The 18,442-nt window shown below is 72.0% G+C and carries 17 protein-coding genes and 1 pseudogene; 16 read left to right on the forward strand and 2 right to left on the reverse strand.

Annotated elements, in window-relative coordinates; genetic code table 11:
* Window positions 1–32: 32 nt before the first annotated feature.
* A complete protein-coding gene (locus tag ASD33_RS28540) occupies window positions 33–2,231 on the reverse strand; it encodes an AAA family ATPase (protein ID WP_056566732.1) in 2,199 nt (732 codons plus the stop codon).
* A 158-nt stretch (window positions 2,232–2,389) separates the two neighbouring features.
* Between ASD33_RS28540 and ASD33_RS28545 the strand changes: the two genes are divergently transcribed.
* The 14 genes from ASD33_RS28545 to nusB all read left to right on the forward strand — a co-directional run bounded on the left by ASD33_RS28545 (window position 2,390) and on the right by nusB (window position 15,937).
* The gene (locus ASD33_RS28545; protein WP_056566735.1) at window positions 2,390–2,827 is read left to right on the forward strand and encodes a DUF948 domain-containing protein; all 438 of its coding nucleotides are present in this window, start codon (window positions 2,390–2,392) and stop codon (window positions 2,825–2,827) included.
* Window positions 2,828–2,833: 6 nt separating this feature from the next.
* Complete coding sequence (locus tag ASD33_RS28550) at window positions 2,834–3,190, forward strand: DUF6167 family protein (RefSeq protein ID WP_056566738.1); 357 nt, start codon at window positions 2,834–2,836, stop codon at window positions 3,188–3,190.
* The gene (gene alaS / locus ASD33_RS28555) at window positions 3,190–5,859 is read left to right on the forward strand and encodes an alanine--tRNA ligase (protein ID WP_056566741.1); all 2,670 of its coding nucleotides are present in this window, start codon (window positions 3,190–3,192) and stop codon (window positions 5,857–5,859) included. Before ASD33_RS28550 ends, alaS begins: the two co-directional genes overlap by 1 nt.
* 2 nt (window positions 5,860–5,861) lie before the next feature.
* Entirely contained in the window at window positions 5,862–6,326 is a 465-nt protein-coding gene (gene ruvX / locus ASD33_RS28560) for a Holliday junction resolvase RuvX (protein ID WP_056566744.1), read from the forward strand.
* 102 nt (window positions 6,327–6,428) lie between these two features.
* Window positions 6,429–8,198, forward strand: coding sequence for an endolytic transglycosylase MltG (mltG, locus tag ASD33_RS28565; protein ID WP_056566747.1), 1,770 nt, complete (start codon window positions 6,429–6,431; stop codon window positions 8,196–8,198).
* Entirely contained in the window at window positions 8,198–9,025 is an 828-nt protein-coding gene (locus tag ASD33_RS28570; RefSeq protein ID WP_056566750.1) for a shikimate dehydrogenase, read from the forward strand. Before mltG ends, ASD33_RS28570 begins: the two co-directional genes overlap by 1 nt.
* Before the next feature lie 222 nt (window positions 9,026–9,247).
* A complete protein-coding gene (gene aroC / locus ASD33_RS28575; protein ID WP_056566753.1) occupies window positions 9,248–10,432 on the forward strand; it encodes a chorismate synthase in 1,185 nt (394 codons plus the stop codon).
* A complete protein-coding gene (locus ASD33_RS28580) occupies window positions 10,429–10,950 on the forward strand; it encodes a shikimate kinase (RefSeq protein ID WP_056566755.1) in 522 nt (173 codons plus the stop codon). Before aroC ends, ASD33_RS28580 begins: the two co-directional genes overlap by 4 nt.
* Window positions 10,947–12,044: a 3-dehydroquinate synthase gene (aroB, locus tag ASD33_RS28585; RefSeq protein WP_056566758.1), complete on the forward strand. Its 1,098-nt coding sequence runs from the start codon at window positions 10,947–10,949 to the stop codon at window positions 12,042–12,044. The genes ASD33_RS28580 and aroB overlap by 4 nt, the downstream gene beginning before the upstream one ends.
* Window positions 12,041–12,487, forward strand: coding sequence for a type II 3-dehydroquinate dehydratase (aroQ, locus tag ASD33_RS28590; RefSeq protein WP_056566762.1), 447 nt, complete (start codon window positions 12,041–12,043; stop codon window positions 12,485–12,487). Before aroB ends, aroQ begins: the two co-directional genes overlap by 4 nt.
* A gap of 141 nt (window positions 12,488–12,628) precedes the next feature.
* Window positions 12,629–13,687, forward strand: coding sequence for an AAA family ATPase (locus ASD33_RS28595; RefSeq protein WP_199863604.1), 1,059 nt, complete (start codon window positions 12,629–12,631; stop codon window positions 13,685–13,687).
* 81 nt (window positions 13,688–13,768) lie between these two features.
* Window positions 13,769–14,881: an aminopeptidase P family protein gene (locus ASD33_RS28600; RefSeq protein WP_056566765.1), complete on the forward strand. Its 1,113-nt coding sequence runs from the start codon at window positions 13,769–13,771 to the stop codon at window positions 14,879–14,881.
* Window positions 14,882–14,930: 49 nt separating this feature from the next.
* Window positions 14,931–15,497, forward strand: coding sequence for an elongation factor P (efp, locus tag ASD33_RS28605; protein WP_056566768.1), 567 nt, complete (start codon window positions 14,931–14,933; stop codon window positions 15,495–15,497).
* Window positions 15,498–15,499: 2 nt separating this feature from the next.
* Entirely contained in the window at window positions 15,500–15,937 is a 438-nt protein-coding gene (nusB, locus tag ASD33_RS28610; protein ID WP_056566771.1) for a transcription antitermination factor NusB, read from the forward strand.
* A 127-nt stretch (window positions 15,938–16,064) separates the two neighbouring features.
* On the opposite strand, the pseudogene ASD33_RS28615 reads toward nusB, so the two are convergent.
* Window positions 16,065–16,565: pseudogene (locus ASD33_RS28615) on the reverse strand (transcriptional regulator); the annotation flags it as partial.
* Window positions 16,566–16,811: 246 nt separating this feature from the next.
* Here ASD33_RS28615 and pyrR point away from each other — a divergent pair.
* Complete coding sequence (gene pyrR, locus ASD33_RS28620; RefSeq protein WP_056566774.1) at window positions 16,812–17,378, forward strand: bifunctional pyr operon transcriptional regulator/uracil phosphoribosyltransferase PyrR; 567 nt, start codon at window positions 16,812–16,814, stop codon at window positions 17,376–17,378.
* 88 nt (window positions 17,379–17,466) lie between these two features.
* Window positions 17,467–18,441: an aspartate carbamoyltransferase catalytic subunit gene (locus ASD33_RS28625; RefSeq protein ID WP_056566777.1), complete on the forward strand. Its 975-nt coding sequence runs from the start codon at window positions 17,467–17,469 to the stop codon at window positions 18,439–18,441.
* Window position 18,442 lies beyond the last annotated feature (1 nt).

The raw sequence follows: 18,442 nt of genomic DNA on the forward strand, positions 1-18,442 counted from the left end.
CCAGCACGGCAGTAGTACCGCCCACGCGGTGTTCAGCCCGCCGCTTCCCCGCCCTTACCGGTGGGGGAGCCGGCGGGCTTCCGCGTTCCCGGGAGCACCGCCGCCCTCGCCGTACGGAAGGGACGCGGGGCGGACGACTCCACCGGACCGCCGAGGCCCGGGCCTCGGCCGGCCGCGAGCGCCCGCTCCACCGCCTCCGCCGCCGAAAGGCCCTGGCCCTCCCGGAACGCGACGCCGTACGCCGCGGCCCCCAGAGCCTCCGTCGCCCGCTGCTCGCACAGCGTCCGCGGCCCGTCGAACGCCGCCGAACCGAAGAGCCGGACGCCCACCGTGTCCCACATCGGCACCGCCGCCCCCTGCAGGACCGCCGCCTCCGCCGGATCGTCCTCGTACGCCGTCACCAGCGCCAGCAGTTCGACCGCCAGCACCAGACCGACCAGGTCACGGAAGGTGTGGTTGATCAGGACGCTCTCGGTGAGCAGCTCCCGCGCCTCCCCGTACGCGCCCCGCGTCCACGCCGCGTACCCCAGGACGTAGAGGGCGTACGCCCGGCTCCACAGCTCGCCCCGCTCCTCGCAGATCTCCCGGACCTCCCGGCACAGCGCGACCGCCGCCTCCAGGTCGCCCCGGAAGGCCCGCGCGAGCGCCACCTCGATCTGCCCCATCAGCACGTTGCTGTTCAGCTCGCCCAGTTCCCGGTAGGCGACGAGCGCCCGGCCGATCAGCTCCTCGGCGCGCGGCAGATCGTCCGTGAGCAGCGCCAGACAGCCCAGCCGGTGCGTCGCGTACGCCTCCGCGAGGGCGTTCCCCGAGGACCGAGCCCGCTCCCCGCACTCGTGGAGCGCCGCCACCGCCGCCGTACCGTCCCCCTGGAGCACGGTCGTGTACCCCAGCACCCAGAGCGCCTTCAGTCGCGCCTCCTCGTGCCCGGACTCCAGCGCGAGCGCCCGCTCCAGCCAGTGCCGACCCTCCGAGAGCCGTCCGCAGCCCACCCACGCGAACCAGAGCGTGCCCGCCAGGTGCTGGGCGAGGTGCGCGTCCTCCGGGAGTTCCAGACACAGGTCGAGGGCCGCCCGCAGATGGGGGAGCGCCGCCTCCGTACGGACGGCCACCTCGGCCTGACGCGGACTGAACCACTCCAGCTCGCACCAGGTCGCCAGGCCCATGTACCAGTCACGGTGCCGCCGCCGCATCCGCTCCGTGTCGCCGAGCGCCGCGAGCCACTCCGCCCCGTACGCGCCGACGGTGTCGAGCATCCGGTACGCGGGGCCGACCCGGGTGTCCTCCCGGGTCAGCAGCGACTGCGCGAGCAGCCCCCCGAGCAGGTCGAGGACCCGTTCGGGCGGCAGCTCCGGGCCGCCGCACACGTACTCCACCGCCTCCAGGTCGAAGGGGCCCGGGAACACCGAGAGGCGCGCCCAGAGCAGCCGCTCCTCCGGGGTGCACAGCTCATGGCTCCAGCCGATCGCCGTCCGCAGCGTCCGATGGCGGGGGAGTGCCCCGCGCACCCCGTCCGTGAGCAGCCGGAACCGGTCGTCGAGCCGGTGCAGCAGCTGCTCGACGGAGAGGAGGGGCAGCCGCCCGGCCGCCAGTTCGAGGGCCAGCGGAATCCCGTCGAGCCGTCGGCACACCTCGCGTACGGCCTCCGCCCCGGCGGCGAACGGCGCCTGCCCGGCGACGGGTCCGGCGCCCGGCAGCGCCGGGGCCCCCGCCTCCGACGCCCGCTCCGCGAGCAGCGCCACCGCGTCCTCCTCGGCCAGCGGCGCCAGCGGGAACACCGCCTCGCCCGCCACCCGCAGCGGCCGGCGGCCGACCGCCAGGACGGTCAGCCCGGGAGCGTGTTCGAGCAGCTCGCGGACCAGCTCCGCGCAGGGCTCCACCACGTGCTCGAAACCGTCCACGACCAGCAGCGTCCGCCGCTCCGCGAGATGGTCGAGGAGCACCTCGCGCGGCGCGCGCGGGGTGTGGTCGGTCAGGCCGAACGCCTCGACCAGGGCGTGCTCGATCAGCTCGGGGTCGCGCAGGGGCGCGAGACCGGCCAGCCGGACCCCGTCGCCGTAGCGTTTCTGCGCTTCTCGGGCGGTGGCCAGGGCAAGCCGGGTCTTGCCGACGCCCCCCACGCCCACGACCGTGACCAGGCGGGATGTGTCGAGGAGCGCCGTCAGGGCGGCCCGTTCGGCGGCCCGTCCGACGAACCGGTTCAGCTCCGCCGGGAGATTGCTCCGTCGCATGGGACACGGAGCGTACCCACCCGGACGCGCTCCGTACAATCGGTTCCCGTAACTCCCGTCCCACGGGCGGTAATGCGGTACGGCATGGCGGCCGTGGCGCGATAGGGTCGGGAGACGACTTTTCGCAAGGGCCCAACGACAGCAGAGAGCGGTGCAGAGTGACCGGTGGAGAGGTTGCCGGGATCCTGGTGGCCGTCTTCTGGGCGATCCTGGTCTCCTTCCTCGCCGTGGTGCTGGTGAGGCTGGCGCAGACGCTCAGGGCGACCACCAAGCTGGTGGCGGACGTGACCGAACAGGCCGTCCCCCTGCTGGCCGACGCCTCCGCGACCGTGCGCTCGGCACAGACCCAGCTCGACCGGGTCGACGCCATCGCCACGGACGTCCAGGAGGTCACCTCCAACGCCTCCGCGCTCTCCTCCACCGTCGCCTCCACCTTCGGCGGCCCCCTCGTCAAGGTCGCCGCCTTCGGCTACGGCGTGCGCAAGGCGCTCGGCCGGGAGCGGGACGGCGAGGACGCGCCGAGGGCCTCCGCGCGACGTACTGTCATCGTCGGCCGTACCGTGCCGTCCTCGCGACGCCGGAAGCAGAAGGGCTGAACCGCGATGTTCCGCCGCACGTTCTGGTTCACGGCCGGCGCAGCCGCCGGCGTGTGGGCCACCACCAAGGTCAACCGGAAGCTCAAGCAGCTGACCCCCGAGAGCCTCGCGGCCCAGGCGGCGAACAAGGCCGTCGAGACCGGTCACCGGCTCAAGGACTTCGCCCTCGACGTGAGGGCGGGCATGGTCCAGCGGGAAGCCGAACTGGAGGAGGCGCTGGGCCTCGACGCACCCGTCGACCCGGGCCCCGCCCAGGGCCGGGAGCTCCCGGAGCCGCGCCGCAGGGCCGCACTCGGCCCCACCTCGCACCCGACCACGCATTCAATCCCCACGATCTCGTACAACCGGAATGAGGACCACTGATGGAGTCGGCTGAAATCCGCCGCCGCTGGCTGAGCTTCTTCGAGGAGCGCGGGCACACCGTCGTCCCTTCGGCGTCGCTCATCGCGGACGACCCGACTCTGCTGCTCGTCCCCGCCGGCATGGTGCCCTTCAAGCCCTACTTCCTGGGCGAGGTCAAGCCGCCGTTCTCGCGCGCCTCCAGCGTGCAGAAGTGCGTGCGCACGCCCGACATCGAAGAGGTCGGCAAGACCACCCGCCACGGCACGTTCTTCCAGATGTGCGGCAACTTCTCCTTCGGCGACTACTTCAAGGAAGGCGCCATCAAGCTCGCCTGGGAGCTGCTGACCAGCTCCCTGGAGCACGGTGGCTACGCCCTCGACCCGGAGAAGCTCTGGATCACCGTCTACGAGCAGGACGACGAGGCGGAGCGCATCTGGCGCGACGTCGTCGGCGTCCCCGCCGAGCGCATCCAGCGCCTCGGCATGGGCCCGAACTTCTGGTCCATGGGCGTCCCCGGCCCCTGTGGCCCCTGCTCCGAGATCAACTACGACCGCGGCCCCGAGTTCGGTGTCGAGGGCGGCCCGGCCGTCAACGACGAGCGGTACGTCGAGATCTGGAACCTCGTCTTCATGCAGTACGAGCGCGGCGAGGGCTCCGGCAAGGACGACTTCCCGATCCTCGGGGACCTGCCCGCCAAGAACATCGACACGGGCCTCGGCCTGGAGCGCCTGGCGATGATCCTCCAGGGCGTCCAGAACATGTACGAGACGGACACCCTCAAGGTCGTCATCGACAAGGCCACCGAGCTGACCGGCGTCGACTACGGCAGGAACCACGACAGCGACGTCTCGCTGCGCGTGGTCGCCGACCACATGCGCACCTCCGTGATGCTCATCGGCGACGGCGTCACCCCCGGCAACGAGGGCCGCGGCTACGTGCTGCGCCGCATCATGCGCCGCGCCGTCCGCAACATGCGTCTCCTCGGCGCCACCGGTCCGGTCGTCCAGGAACTCGTCGACACCGTGATCAACACGATGGGCGAGCAGTACCCGGAGCTGGTCACCGACCGCAAGCGGATCGAGACCGTCGCCCTCGCCGAAGAGGCCGCCTTCCTGAAGGCCCTCAAGGGCGGCACCAACATCCTCGACACCGCGGTGACCGAGACCAAGGCCGCCGGCGGCACGATCCTCGCCGGCGAGAAGGCCTTCCTGCTCCACGACACCTGGGGCTTCCCGATCGACCTCACCCTGGAGATGGCCGCCGAACAGGGCCTCGCCGTGGACGAGGACGGCTTCCGCCGCCTGATGAAGGAGCAGCGGGACCGGGCCAAGGCCGACGCCAAGGCCAAGAAGACCGGTCACGCCGACATGACCGCGTACCGGGAGATCGCCGACGGCAACGGCGCCACCGAGTTCACCGGCTACACCAACACCGAGGGCGAGACCACGGTCGTCGGTCTGCTCGTGAACGGCGTCCCGTCGCCGGCCGCCTCCGAGGGCGACGAGGTCGAGGTCGTCCTCGACCGCACCCCGTTCTACGCCGAGGGCGGCGGCCAGATCGCCGACCAGGGCCGGATCAAGCTGCACAGCGGTGCCGTCATCGACATCCGTGACGTGCAGCAGCCCGTCCCGGGCGTCTCCGTACACAAGGGTTCCGTGCAGGTCGGCGAGGTCACCGTGGGTGCCACCGCCTACGCCGCCATCGACGTGCGCCGCCGCCGGGCCATCGCCCGCGCCCACTCGGCCACCCACCTGACGCACCAGGCGCTGCGCGACGCCCTCGGCCCGACGGCCGCCCAGGCCGGTTCCGAGAACCAGCCCGGTCGCTTCCGCTTCGACTTCGGTTCGCCGAACGCCGTCCCGGGCGCGGTCCTCACCGACGTCGAGCAGAAGATCAACGAGGTCCTCTCGCGCGAGCTGGAGGTCCACGCGGAGGTCATGCCGATCGACGAGGCCAAGCGCCAGGGCGCCATCGCCGAGTTCGGCGAGAAGTACGGCGAGAAGGTCCGCGTCGTCACCATCGGCGACTTCTCCAAGGAGCTGTGCGGCGGCACGCACGTCCACAACACCGCCCAGCTGGGTCTGGTGAAGCTGCTCGGCGAGTCGTCCATCGGCTCCGGCGTGCGCCGCATCGAGGCCCTCGTCGGTGTCGACGCGTACAACTTCCTCGCCAGGGAGCACACGGTCGTCGCCCAGCTCCAGGAGCTGGTCAAGGGACGTCCGGAGGAGCTGCCGGAGAAGATCTCCACCATGCTCGGCAAGCTGAAGGACGCCGAGAAGGAGATCGAGAAGTTCCGCGCGGAGAAGGTCCTCCAGGCCGCCGCCGGGCTCGTCGACTCCGCCCAGGACGTCCGCGGTGTGGCCCTGGTGACCGGTCAGGTCCCGGACGGCACCGGCGCCGACGACCTGCGCAAGCTGGTCCTCGACGTGCGCGGGCGCATCTCCGGCGGCCGGCCGGCCGTCGTGGCCCTGTTCACCACGGTCAACGGCAAGCCGCTCACGGTCATCGCCACCAACGAGGCCGCCCGCGAGCGCGGTCTCAAGGCCGGCGAGCTGGTCCGCACGGCCGCCAAGACCCTCGGTGGCGGTGGCGGCGGCAAGCCGGACGTCGCCCAGGGCGGCGGCCAGAACCCGGCGGCCGTCGGCGAGGCCATCGCCGCCGTCGAGCGCCTCGTGGTGGAGACGGCGTGACGATGCGTCGCGGACGCCGTATCGCGGTGGACGTCGGGGACGCCCGGATCGGGGTCGCCTCGTGCGACCCCGACGGGGTCCTCGCCACGCCGGTGGAGACCGTGCCGGGACGCGACGTCCCGGCCGCCCACCGGCGGCTCCGCCAGATCGTCGAGGAGTACGAGCCCATCGAGGTCGTCGTGGGCCTGCCCCGCTCGCTCAGCGGGCGGGAGGGCCCGGCCGCGACCAAGGTCCGTGCGTTCGCGGGGGAGATGGCGCGCGGGATCGCCCCGGTCCCCGTCCGTCTGGTCGACGAGCGGATGACCACGGTCACCGCGACCCAGGGGCTGCGGGCCTCGGGAGTGAAGGCGAAGAAGGGGCGGTCCGTCATCGACCAGGCCGCCGCTGTGATCATCCTTCAGAACGCTCTTGAGTCCGAACGGGTATCAGGTAATCCGCCCGGTGAGGGCGTCGAAGTGGTCATCTGATCGCGATACGGTAACGTTCCGCGCGATGCGGCGGTGTTCGAACAGCTGCCGCACTACGTAGAGGCGGATCGTCCGGAAGCCTCGCGGCTGTTTTGGGGATCGATGACTGAGTATGGCCGGAGCCCCGGCTCCGAACCGTGGCACCCCGGGGACCCGTTGTACGGGGACCAGGGGTGGGAGGGCCAGCAGCAGTACCCGCACCCGCAGCAGGCGAGCCAGTACGGCCAGGGCGGTCAGGTCTACCAGGACCCGTACGGGCAGGGCGGTCACGCAGGTCATGCCGGTCAGGGGTACGAGGGAGACCCGTACCAGCAGCACGGCCAGCAGCAGGCTCAGCAGTACCAGCAGCAGCCGCAGGGGTATGTCGACCCGCAGTACCAGCAGCAGTACCAGCAGTCGTACGAGCAGCAGCAGTACGGACAGGCCGGGTACCAGGGCGGATACGACACGCCCGGACATCTCGGACAGCAGTACGACGGCAACTGGGAGACGGGCCAGGCCGCGATGGCCTACGGCACGCCCCCGGCCGATCCGTACGGCGGGCAGAACCCCGACCTCTACGGCACCCCCGAGGCGTACCCGCCGCCCCAGCCCCCCGGCCGTCGGCAGAACCCGCCGGAGCCGGTGATCGACTGGGCGCCGGAGGAAGAGGCACGTCCGGAGCCGGAGGAGGAGAAGCACCCCTTCTTCACGGGCCAGGACGCGCCGGACGACGAGGACGACTACGACGAGGAGCCGGGCCGGGGCCGGGGCTCCCGGGGCGGCGACCGCGAACGCCGGACCAAGGCGAAGAAACGCAAGGGCAAGAACGGGGTGGCCTGCCTGGTCGTCGCGCTCGTCATGGCGGGCGGCGTGGGCGGCATCGGCTACTTCGGCTACCAGTTCTGGCAGGGCCAGTTCGGCGAGGCGCCCGACTACGCGGGCGGCGGCAGCGGAGACGTCCAGGTCGAGATCCCGAGGGACTCGGGCGGCTACCAGATCGGCAACATCCTCAAGAAGGCCGGCGTCGTCAAGAGCGTCGACGCCTTCGTCTCGGCGCAGCAGAAGAACCCGAAGGGCCTCTCCATCCAGGCGGGCGTGTACACGCTGAAGAAGGAGATGTCGGCGGAGAGCGCGGTGACGCTGATGCTGAATCCGGCGAGCCAGGCGAACTTCGTCATCCCCGAGGGACGACGGAACGTCTGGGTGTACGGGGAGATCGACAAGCGGCTCGGCCTCGCCCCGGGCACGACGCAGGGCGTCGCGAAGGCCAAGGCGAACACCTTGGGCCTTCCGGAGTGGGCGAAGAACCACAAGAACGTGAAGGATCCGCTGGAGGGCTTCCTCTTCCCGGCGAGCTACCCGCTGGCCAAGGGGAGCAAACCCGAGGACGTGCTGAGCAAGATGGTGGGCCGGGCCAACCAGGAGTACGGGAAGTTCGACCTGGAAGCCAAGGCGAAATCGCTCGGTGTCGAAAGCCCCTGGGAGCTCGTCACGATCGCGAGCCTCGTTCAGGCGGAGGGAACGTCGCACGACGACTTCCGCAAGATGGCCGAGGTTGTCTACAACCGGCTCAAGCCGTCGAACCCGCAGACCTACGGCGGGCTCGAATTCGACTCGACGTACAACTACATCAAGAACCAGAGCAAGCTCGACCTCACCCTCGAAGAGCTGCGGAAGTACGACAACCCCTACAACACGTACTTCGTCAAGGGTCTGCCGCCCGGTCCCATCGGCAACCCCGGCGCCGAGGCGATGCAGGGCGTGGTCGACCCGACGAACGACGGCTGGTACTACTTCATTTCCATCGACGGCAAGACTTCCCAGTTCACGAAGACCAACGCCGAGCACCAGAAGCTGGTCGAAAAGTTCAACGAGTCGAGGAAGAACTGATGGCGGCAGCACGCCGGGCGGCGGTGCTGGGATCACCCATCGCGCACTCGCTCTCCCCGGTCCTGCACCGGGCCGCGTATGCCGAGCTGGGCCTCGATGACTGGTCGTACGAGCGCTTCGAGGTTGACGAAGAGGGGCTTCCAGGCTTCGTCGGTGAGCTGGACGACAGCTGGGCGGGGCTCTCGCTGACGATGCCGCTGAAGCGGGCGATCATTCCGCTGCTGGACGAGATCAGTGACACGGCCGCGTCCGTGGAGGCGGTCAACACGGTCGTCCTCCGCGAGGACGGCCGCCGGGTCGGCGACAACACCGACATCCCCGGCATGATCGCCGCCCTGCGTGAGCGGGGCGTCGAGAAGGTGGATTCGGCGGCGATCCTCGGCGCCGGGGCCACGGCCTCCTCCGCGCTCGCCGCGCTCGCCCGGATCTGCGGGGGGCCCGTCACCGCGTACGTCCGGAGCGAGGCGCGCGCGGCGGAGATGCGCGGCTGGGGCGAGCGGCTCGGTGTGGACGTCCGCACCGCCGACTGGGACGACGCGGCGGAGGCCTTCGCCGCGCCGCTGGTGGTCGCGACCACCCCCGCCGGCAGCACCGACGAGCTGGCGGCCGCCGTCCCCGAGACGGTCGGCACCCTCTTCGACGTCCTGTACGACCCCTGGCCGACGGCCCTCGCCGCCGCCTGGTCCGACCGCGAGGGCGAGGTGGTCGGCGGCCTGGACCTCCTGGTCCACCAGGCCGTCCTCCAGGTCGAGCAGATGACGGGCGTCCCGAAGGCACCCCTGGCCGCGATGCGGGCGGCGGGGGAGCGGGCGCTCGCCGCCCGATAGACGTCCGGTCGGCATTCGAACCGCACGTGGACGGCGTACGGACGGGCGTACAAGCGGCATTCGCGTGGGCGTCTTCAGGACTCATCGGACCGAGACGGACGTCCGACAGCTGGACCGGCGGCCTGGTTGGTGGTCCGGACGTGGGAGGATCGGGGTGGCGGGCCAGGGCCGCGCACCCGGCCGCGTCGTCGCAGTGCCCAGGCGCGAGCATGAGGAGCATCGTTGAGCAGGTTGCGTTGGCTGACCGCTGGGGAATCCCACGGACCCGCGCTGGTCGCGACGCTGGAGGGTCTTCCCGCCGGCGTCCCGGTCACCACTGAGCTGGTGGCGGACCACCTCGCGCGGCGACGACTCGGCTATGGGCGTGGCGCCCGGATGAAGTTCGAGCAGGACGAGGTCACCTTCCTCGGTGGCGTCCGGCACGGACTCTCCCTCGGCTCGCCGATCGCCGTCATGGTCGGCAACACCGAGTGGCCCAAGTGGGAGAAGGTCATGTCGGCCGACCCGGTCGACCCCTCGGAGCTCAAGGAGACGGGCCGCAACGCCCCCCTGACCCGGCCCCGCCCCGGCCACGCCGACCTCGCCGGCATGCAGAAGTACGGCTTCGACGAGGCCCGGCCGATCCTGGAGCGCGCCAGCGCCCGTGAGACCGCCGCCCGCGTCGCCCTCGGCGCCGTCGCCCGCTCCTTCATCAAGGAGGCCGCCGGCATCGAGATCGTCTCGCACGTCGTCGAACTGGCCGCCGCCAAGGCGCCGTACGGCGTCTACCCGACCCCCGCCGACGTCGAGAAGCTCGACGCCGACCCGGTCCGCTGCCTCGACGCCGACGCGTCGAAGGCGATGGTCGCCGAGATCGACCAGGCCCACAAGGACGGCGACACCCTCGGCGGCGTCGTCGAGGTCCTCGCGTACGGCGTGCCCGTCGGCCTCGGCTCCCACGTCCACTGGGACCGGCGGCTCGACGCCCGGCTCGCGGCCGCCCTCATGGGCATCCAGGCCATCAAGGGCGTCGAGGTCGGCGACGGCTTCGACCTGGCCCGCGTGCCCGGTTCGAAGGCCCACGACGAGATCGTCCGCACCGAGGACGGCATCAAGCGCACGTCCGGCCGCTCCGGCGGCACCGAGGGCGGCCTCACCACCGGCGAGCTGCTGCGCGTCCGCGCCGCGATGAAGCCGATCGCGACCGTCCCCCGCGCCCTGGCCACCATCGACGTGGCCACCGGCGAGGCCACGGCCGCCCACCACCAGCGCTCCGACGTCTGCGCCGTCCCCGCGGCCGGCATCGTCGCCGAGGCCATGGTCGCGCTGGTCCTCGCGGACGCGGTCGTCGAGAAGTTCGGCGGCGACAGCGTCCCCGAGACCCGTCGCAACGTGCGTTCGTACCTCGAGAACCTGCGCATCCGGTGAGCGCCGGGCCACTGGTCGTCCTCGTCGGCCCCATGGGCTCCGGCAAGTCCACGGTGGGCGCGCTCCTGGCCGAACGGCTCGGCGCGCCCTACCGGGACACCGACGCCGACATCGTCGCCGCCGAGGGACGCGAGATCTCCGACATCTTCGTCGAGGACGGCGAGGAGCACTTCCGCGCCCTGGAGCGCGCGGCGGTCGCCGCCGCCGTCGCCGGGCACGAGGGAGTCCTCTCCCTCGGTGGCGGAGCGATCCTCGACGCCGGCACCCGAGCCCTGCTCGCCGGACTGCCCGTCGCGTACCTCTCGATGGACGTCGACGAGGCCGTCCGGCGGGTCGGCCTCAACACCGCCCGGCCGCTGCTCGCCGTCAACCCGCGCCGCCAGTGGCGCGAGCTGATGGAGGCGCGCCGCCACCTGTACACCGAAGTCGCGCGGGCCGTCGTCACCACCGACGACCGCACCCCCGAAGAGGTCGCGGACGCGGTCCTCGCCGCACTGGATCTGAAGAAGGACGCATGACGACGGACCAGGACGTGACCCGAATCCACGTGGCGGGCAGCGCGGGGACCGACCCCTACGAGGTGCTGGTCGGCCGGCAGCTGCTCGGCGAGCTTCCCGCCCTGATCGGCGGCCAGGCCAAGCGGGTCGCCGTGATCCACCCCGAGGCGCTCGCCGACACCGGCGAGGCGCTCCGCGCCGACCTCGCCGACCAGGGGTACGAGGCGGTCGCCATCCAGGTGCCGAACGCCGAGGAGGCGAAGACCGTCGAGGTCGCCGCCTACTGCTGGAAGGCGCTGGGCCAGACCGGCTTCACCCGCAGCGACGTCATCGTGGGCGTCGGCGGCGGCGCCACCACCGACCTGGCCGGCTTCGTGGCCGCGACCTGGCTGCGGGGCGTGCGCTGGATCGCCGTACCGACGACCGTCCTCGCCATGGTCGACGCGGCCGTCGGCGGCAAGACCGGCATCAACACCGCCGAGGGCAAGAACCTCGTCGGCGCCTTCCACCCGCCGGCCGGGGTCCTCTGCGACCTCGCCGCGCTGGACTCGCTGCCGGTGCACGACTACGTCAGCGGCCTCGCCGAGATCATCAAGGCCGGCTTCATCGTCGACCCGGTGATCCTCGACCTCATCGAGGAGGACCCGCAGGCCGCCCGTACCCCGGCCGGTCCGCACACCGCCGAGCTGCTCGTCCGCTCGATCAAGGTCAAGGCCGAGGTCGTCTCCGGCGACCTCAAGGAGTCCGGCCGCCGCGAGATCCTCAACTACGGCCACACCCTCGCCCACGCCATCGAGAAGAACGAGCGGTACAAGTGGCGCCACGGCGCCGCCGTCTCCGTCGGCATGGTCTTCGCCGCCGAACTCGGCCGCCTCGCCGGCCGGCTCGACGACGCCACCGCCGACCGGCACCGCGCGATCCTGGAGTCCGTCGGCCTGCCGCTCACCTACCGCGGCGACCAGTGGCCCAAGCTCCTGGAGACCATGCGGGTCGACAAGAAGTCCCGCGGCGACCTGCTCCGCTTCATCGTCCTCGACGGCATCGGCAAGCCGACCGTCCTCGAGGGCCCCGACCCGGCGGTCCTGATCGCGGCGTACGGCGAGGTGTCGGCGTGAGCGAGCCCCGTCCGGTGCTGGTGCTCAACGGCCCCAACCTGGGCCGGCTCGGCTCCCGCGAGCCCGACATCTACGGCGCCACGTCGTACAAGGGGCTCGTCGAGTCCTGCCGCGCGCTCGGCGCCGAGCTGGGCTTCGACGTCGAGGTGCGGGAGACGAACGACGAGGGCGAGATGATCCGCTGGCTGCACGAGGCCGCGGACGGCTCGATCCCGGTGGTCATCAACCCCGGGGCGTTCACGCACTACTCGTACGGGATGCGGGACGCGGCCGCCCAGCGGACCGCCCCGCTCATCGAGGTGCACATCTCGAACCCGTACTCCCGGGAGGAGTTCCGGCACACCTCGGTCGTCGCGGCCGTGGCCACCGGAACGGTCGCCGGGTTCGGGATCGGCTCCTACCGGCTGGCGCTTCGGGCGCTCGCCGAGGAACTGACCGGCTGACAGCGGTTTTCACGGTGCCCCGGCGTCCCGGGGCACCGGGGGGCGTCCCCGGCCGTTCCCCCTGTGGGGGGCCGGGGCGGTAACGTTCCGGCGCACCGGATACACCGGATACATCAGGCGTACGAGACGGAGTGGGACCGGATGCAGCACGCAGTGGGGGGTCCGCTGCCACCTCCCGAGCGACCGAGCGGCCAGGAGCCCGTCCAGGGGCCCGGCGCGGGCCCTGGCGCGGGACCCGGACCCGGTCCGGTTCCGGCGGGACCCGCTCCCGTACCCGTGGCCGGAGCCGTCGGTGCCCCCGGCGCGCCTCACACCGCACCGCCGCCCCCGCCGGGCGCGCCCTACCCGGGGCCGTCCGCCGGACCCCGGCTCGGCGTGCATCCCACCGTGCCGGGCGGAGCAGCGCGGCCCCCGCACGCCGCCCCGCCGCCGCACGCCGCGCCGCCCCCGGCCGCTCCGCCTCCGCACGCCGCCCCGCCCCCCGCCGGTTCCGGCGCGCCCGGCTGGGGCGCCTCGGCGCGACCGCAGTACCCGGGCGTCTCCGGCGGGCCCTCGCCCCGCGCCGACCTCACCGGCCAGGTGCCGCTGCCGCCCGTGAGCGCGCCGCTCGCGGCCCCGGCGGAGCACGGCGCGGGCACCGGCACCGCCACCCTCGCCGTGCTGCTCATCGGGCCCGCGGGCGCCGGGAAGACGACCGTCGCCCGGCACTGGGCGCAGCGCCGCCGCGTGCCCACCGCGCACATCAGCCTCGACGACGTCCGCGAGTGGGTCTGCTCCGGCTTCGCCGACCCGCAGTCCGGGTGGAACGAGCACTCCGAGGCGCAGTACCGGCTCGCCCGCCGCACCTGCGGCTTCGCCGCCCGCAACTTCCTCGCCAACGGCATCTCCTGCATCGTCGACGACGCCGTCTTCCCCGACCGCCCCGTCGTCGGCCTCGGCGGCTGGAAGCGCCATGTCGGCCCCGGCCTGCTCCCCGTGGTGCTCCTGCCCGGCCTGGAGGTCGTCCTGGAGCGCAACGCCGAGCGCAGCGGCAACCGCCGCCTCTCCGACGAGGAGGTCGCCGCCATCCACGGCCGGATGGCCGGCTGGTACGGCTCCGGGCTGCCGATCATCGACAACTCCACGTACGACGTCGAGACCACCGCCCGGGTCCTCGACGACGTCCTCGCCCGCGCGATAGCCAGCCCGCCGACCTGGTGACCCGCGGGCCCCGCCCCGGGGCCCCGCCCGGTCGGCGGCGCACAACAGGCCGCCGCGGCGCGCTCCTCGTACGCTCGGAGCATGTCAGAGGTGTATGCGGACCGCCGTGTACGGCTGCGCGATCGTTGCGCGGCCGCCGGCAGCCCGGCGGCCCTGGTCTCCCGCCCCGCCAACGTCCGCTATCTCGCGGGCGGTTCGCCCCCCGGTGCCGTCCTCCTCGTCGGCCCCGAGCCGGACACGGACGTGCTGCTCTGCCCGGTCGCGCCCGGCGCCGATCCGGCCGACGGGCGGCTCGACGAGCTGCTCCGCCGGCAGGTCCTGCCCCTCGGCGGGGGAGATCCGGCCGTCGCCGCCGTCGACCTCGCCCGCCGGGCGGGCGCCGACGCCCTGGCCGTGGAGGAACACGACCTGACCGTGGCCCGGCACCGGGCCATGGGCTCCGTGGCGCCCGGACTCCGTCTCGCCGACCTCGCCTGCGCCGTCGAACAGCTCAGGATCGTCAAGGACGAGGACGAGATCGGCTGTCTGCGGATCGCCGCCGAGATCGCCGACCAGGCGCTCGGCGAACTCCTGGAGTCGATCCTCGTCGGACGGACCGAACGCCATCTCGCGCTGGAGCTCGAACGGCGGCTCGTCGACCACGGCGCCGACGGCGCGGCCTTCCCCACCTCGGTGGCCACCGGTCCGCACTCCGGCCGCCGGGGGCACCGGCCCACCGACCGCCGGGTCGAGGAGGGCGATTTCCTCACCGTCGGCCTCGGCGCCGACTACCGCGGCTACCGGTGCGAGATCGGCCGCACCTTCGTCATCGGCACCACTCCCGCCGACTGGCAGATCGAGCTGTACGAGCTCGTCTTCGCCGCTCAGCGGGCCGGCCGGGAGTCGCTGGCACCGGGCACCGAGTACCGGGACGTGGACCGCGCGGCCCGCCAGATCCTGGAGGCGGCGGGGTACTCGGAGACCGCCGTACCCCTCACCGGGCACGGGGTGGGGCTCGAAATCGACGAGGACCCGCAGCTGTCACCCTCGGCCATGGGTAAACTGGACGCTTGTGTGCCGGTCACCGTCGAACCGGGGGTTCACCTCCCGGGACGGGGCGGGGTCCGGATCGATGACACGCTCGTCGTGCGCCAGGAGGCGGACGGCGGACCCGAGCTACTCACCATCACGACCAAGGAGCTGCTCGCGCTGTAGGGCGCGTGCGTCTCCGCGGTCCCACGTCAGTCCAGGAGATTCCGCAACCGTGGCTTCCACGAACGACCTCAAGAACGGCATGGTGCTCAAGCTCGACGGAGGCCAGCTCTGGTCCGTCGTCGAGTTCCAGCACGTCAAGCCCGGCAAGGGCCCGGCCTTCGTGCGCACCAAGCTGAAGAGCGTGCTCTCCGGCAAGGTCGTCGACAAGACGTTCAACGCCGGCACCAAGGTCGAGACGGCCACCATCGACCGCCGCGACATGCAGTTCTCCTACATGGACGGCGACTACTTCGTCTTCATGGACGAGGAGACCTACGACCAGCTGATGGTCGACCGCAAGTCGGTCGGCGACGCCGCCAACTTCCTCATCGAGGGCTTCACGGCCTCGGTCGCCCAGCACGAGGGCGAGGTGCTCTACGTCGAGCTGCCGGCCGCCGTCGAGCTGGTCATCAAGCACACCGACCCGGGCGTCCAGGGCGACCGCTCCACCGGTGGCACCAAGCCCGCCACCCTGGAGACGGGCCACGAGATCCAGGTCCCGCTCTTCATCTCCACCGGTGAGAAGGTCAAGGTCGACACCCGCACCAGCGACTACCTCGGCCGGGTGAACAAGTAACCGTGGCCGCTCGGAGCAAGGCCCGCAAGCGCGCCTTCCAGATCCTCTTCGAGGCGGACCAGCGTGGTGCCTCCGTCCAGGAGGTTCTCGCGGACCAGGTCCGGCACGCGCGGTCGGACGACCGTCAGCCGCCGGTGAGCGACTTCACCATGCAGTTGGTCGAGGGGTACGCGGCCCACGTGGCGCGGATCGACGAGCTCATCGCGACCTACGCGGTGGACTGGGACCTCGACCGGATGCCCGTCGCCGACCGGAACATCGTGCGCCTCGGCGCGTACGAGCTGATCTGGGAGGACGGCACGCCGGACGCGGTCGCGATCGACGAGGCGGTCCAGCTCGCCAAGGAGTTCTCCACGGACGAGTCCCCGACCTTCGTCAACGGTCTCCTCGCGCGCTTCAAGGACCTGAAGCCGCGTCTGCGCCGCGACGCCGACGTCTGAGTCCTCGGACACCACCGGCAGCCGAAGGGGCCCGCAGCACACGTGCTGCGGGCCCCTTCGGCGTCCTGGTGGCCCGTGGTGGCGGGTGGGACGAAAAGAGCCGGGCCCGTGGACGTCGGATGACGTCCACGGGCTCCTCGTGGGCGACCGCGCGGCGCGCGTCCGCGTCGAGGACGCCCCAGCTGATCAGCTGCTCGGTGAGGACCGAGGGGGACTGGTCGTAGATCACGGCGAGGGTGCGCAGGTCGTCCTGACGGATCGACAGCACCTTGCCGTTGTAGTCGCCGCGCTGCGACTGGATCGTCGCGGCGTAGCGCTGGAGCGGGCCGGCCTTCTCCTGCGGCACGTGCGCCAGGCGCTCCAGATCGAGGACCAGCTTCGGCGGCGGCTCGGCGGCCCCGCCCGGGGTCGTGCCCGGCAGCAGTTCCTGCACCGGCACCCCGTAGAAATCGGCCAGCTCGGCAAGACGCTGCACGGTCACCGCGCGGTCGCCGCGCTCGTACGAACCGACCACGACGGCCTTCCAGCGGCCCTGGGACTTCTCCTCCACCCCGTGGAGCGAGAGACCCTGCTGGGTGCGGATGGCGCGGAGTTTGGCCCCGAGCTGCTTTGCGTATTCGCTGGACATAACGCTCCCGGACGCTGTGACGACATGCGGCTGCGCCGCGCGGCTGGTAACTCACTGTGAGGTTACGCAGCGTTACTCTTTCCCGTCAAGCCGAATGGTCCATACCGCCTCCTCCCGGGGGACGGCGCCCGGAGTGGCGCGAGGGGGGCGAGGTGGTGCCGCGTCCGCCCCCTGGTATCGTTGACGTCGCAAATCCGACGTCCTTTAAGAACCGTCCCGTGAGGCGGAGAAGGAGGTCCGTTTTCCATGGACACTCAGCAGCAGTACAGCGATGAGGCACGGCCCGTTCTCGAGGCCCCGGACATCGCGCGGGTCCTGACCCGCATCGCACACGAGATCGTCGAGCGCGCCAAGGGCGCGGACGACGTGGTTCTCCTCGGCATTCCCACCCGCGGCGTCTTCCTCGCCCGCCGGCTCGCCGAGAAGCTCGAATCGATCACCGGCACCAAGGTCCCGGTCGGCTCCCTCGACATCACCATGTACCGGGACGACCTGCGCCTGAAGCCGGCCCGCGCCATCGGCCGCACCGAGATCCCCGCCGACGGCGTCGACGGCCGTCTCGTCGTCCTCGTCGACGACGTGCTCTTCTCCGGCCGCACCATCCGCGCCGCCCTCGACGCCCTCGGCGACATCGGCCGCCCGCGCGCGGTCCAGCTCGCCGTCCTCGTCGACCGCGGCCACCGCGAGCTTCCGATCCGCGCCGACTACGTCGGCAAGAACCTCCCCACGTCGTTGCGGGAGACGGTCAAGGTCCAGCTCGCCGAGGAGGACGGCCGCGACACCGTCCTGCTCGGTTCCAGGCCCGCTGCCTAGCCGGACCGGTCCTTCCCCCGCGGGGCCCCGGGCACACCGCTGCGCCCCCGCATGCCCTCACACCCTCCCCACCACGGAGAGACACCCGATGATGCGTCACCTCATCTCGGCCGCCGACCTCACCCGCGACGACGCCGTCCTGATCCTCGACACCGCCGAGGAGATGGCCCGGGTGGCCGACCGGCCCATCAAGAAGCTGCCGACGCTGCGCGGCCGGACCATCTGCAACCTGTTCTTCGAGGACTCCACCCGCACCCGGATCTCCTTCGAGGCGGCCGAGAAGCGCCTCTCCGCCGACGTGATCAACTTCGCGGCCAAGGGCTCCAGCGTCTCCAAGGGCGAGTCCCTCAAGGACACCGCGCAGACCCTGGAGGCCATGGGCGTCGACGCGGTCGTCATCCGGCACGGCGCCTCCGGCGCCCCGTACCGCCTCGCCACCTCCGGCTGGATCGACGCCCCCGTCATCAACGCCGGTGACGGCACCCACCAGCACCCCACCCAGGCCCTCCTGGACGCCTTCACCATGCGCCGCCGCCTGGTCGGCCGCGACACCGGTCTCGGCCGGGACCTCGAAGGCAAGCGGATCACGCTCGTCGGCGACGTCCTGCACAGCCGGGTCGCCCGCTCCAACGTCGACCTGTTGCACACCCTCGGCGCCGAGGTCACCCTGGTGGCCCCGCCCACCCTGGTCCCCGTCGGCGTCGAGACCTGGCCCTGCGAGATCTCGTACGACCTCGACCGCGTGCTGCCGAAGTCCGACGCGGTGATGATGCTGCGTGTGCAGCGCGAGCGGATGAACGCCGCCTTCTTCCCGACCGAGCGCGAGTACTCGCGCCGGTACGGGCTCGACGGCGAGCGGATGGCGAGGATGCCCGAGCACGCCATCGTCATGCACCCCGGCCCGATGGTCCGCGGCATGGAGATCACCGCCGAGGTCGCCGACTCCGACCGCTGCACGGTCGTCGAGCAGGTCACCAACGGGGTCTCCGTCCGGATGGCCGTCCTCTACCTGCTTCTGGGCGGCAACGAGTCCGCCGTCACCCGTACCGAGGAGAACAAGTAAC

It is taken from the genome of Streptomyces sp. Root1304 (assembly GCF_001426405.1).
Taxonomy (GTDB): domain Bacteria; phylum Actinomycetota; class Actinomycetes; order Streptomycetales; family Streptomycetaceae; genus Streptomyces.

Bases quoted from the DNA above. Each gene is read 5' to 3' on its own strand.
- ASD33_RS28540 (WP_056566732.1), bottom strand. From the start codon at position 2,231: ATGCGACGGAGCAATCTCCCGGCGGAGCTGAACCGGTTCGTCGGACGG.
- ASD33_RS28550 (WP_056566738.1), top strand. From the start codon at position 2,834: ATGTTCCGCCGCACGTTCTGGTTCACGGCCGGCGCAGCCGCCGGCGTG.
- alaS (WP_056566741.1), top strand. From the start codon at position 3,190: ATGGAGTCGGCTGAAATCCGCCGCCGCTGGCTGAGCTTCTTCGAGGAG.
- ruvX (WP_056566744.1), top strand. From the start codon at position 5,862: ATGCGTCGCGGACGCCGTATCGCGGTGGACGTCGGGGACGCCCGGATC.
- mltG (WP_056566747.1), top strand. From the start codon at position 6,429: ATGACTGAGTATGGCCGGAGCCCCGGCTCCGAACCGTGGCACCCCGGG.
- ASD33_RS28570 (WP_056566750.1), top strand. From the start codon at position 8,198: ATGGCGGCAGCACGCCGGGCGGCGGTGCTGGGATCACCCATCGCGCAC.
- aroB (WP_056566758.1), top strand. From the start codon at position 10,947: ATGACGACGGACCAGGACGTGACCCGAATCCACGTGGCGGGCAGCGCG.
- ASD33_RS28595 (WP_199863604.1), top strand. From the start codon at position 12,629: ATGCAGCACGCAGTGGGGGGTCCGCTGCCACCTCCCGAGCGACCGAGC.
- ASD33_RS28600 (WP_056566765.1), top strand. From the start codon at position 13,769: ATGTCAGAGGTGTATGCGGACCGCCGTGTACGGCTGCGCGATCGTTGC.
- pyrR (WP_056566774.1), top strand. From the start codon at position 16,812: ATGGACACTCAGCAGCAGTACAGCGATGAGGCACGGCCCGTTCTCGAG.
- ASD33_RS28625 (WP_056566777.1), top strand. From the start codon at position 17,467: ATGATGCGTCACCTCATCTCGGCCGCCGACCTCACCCGCGACGACGCC.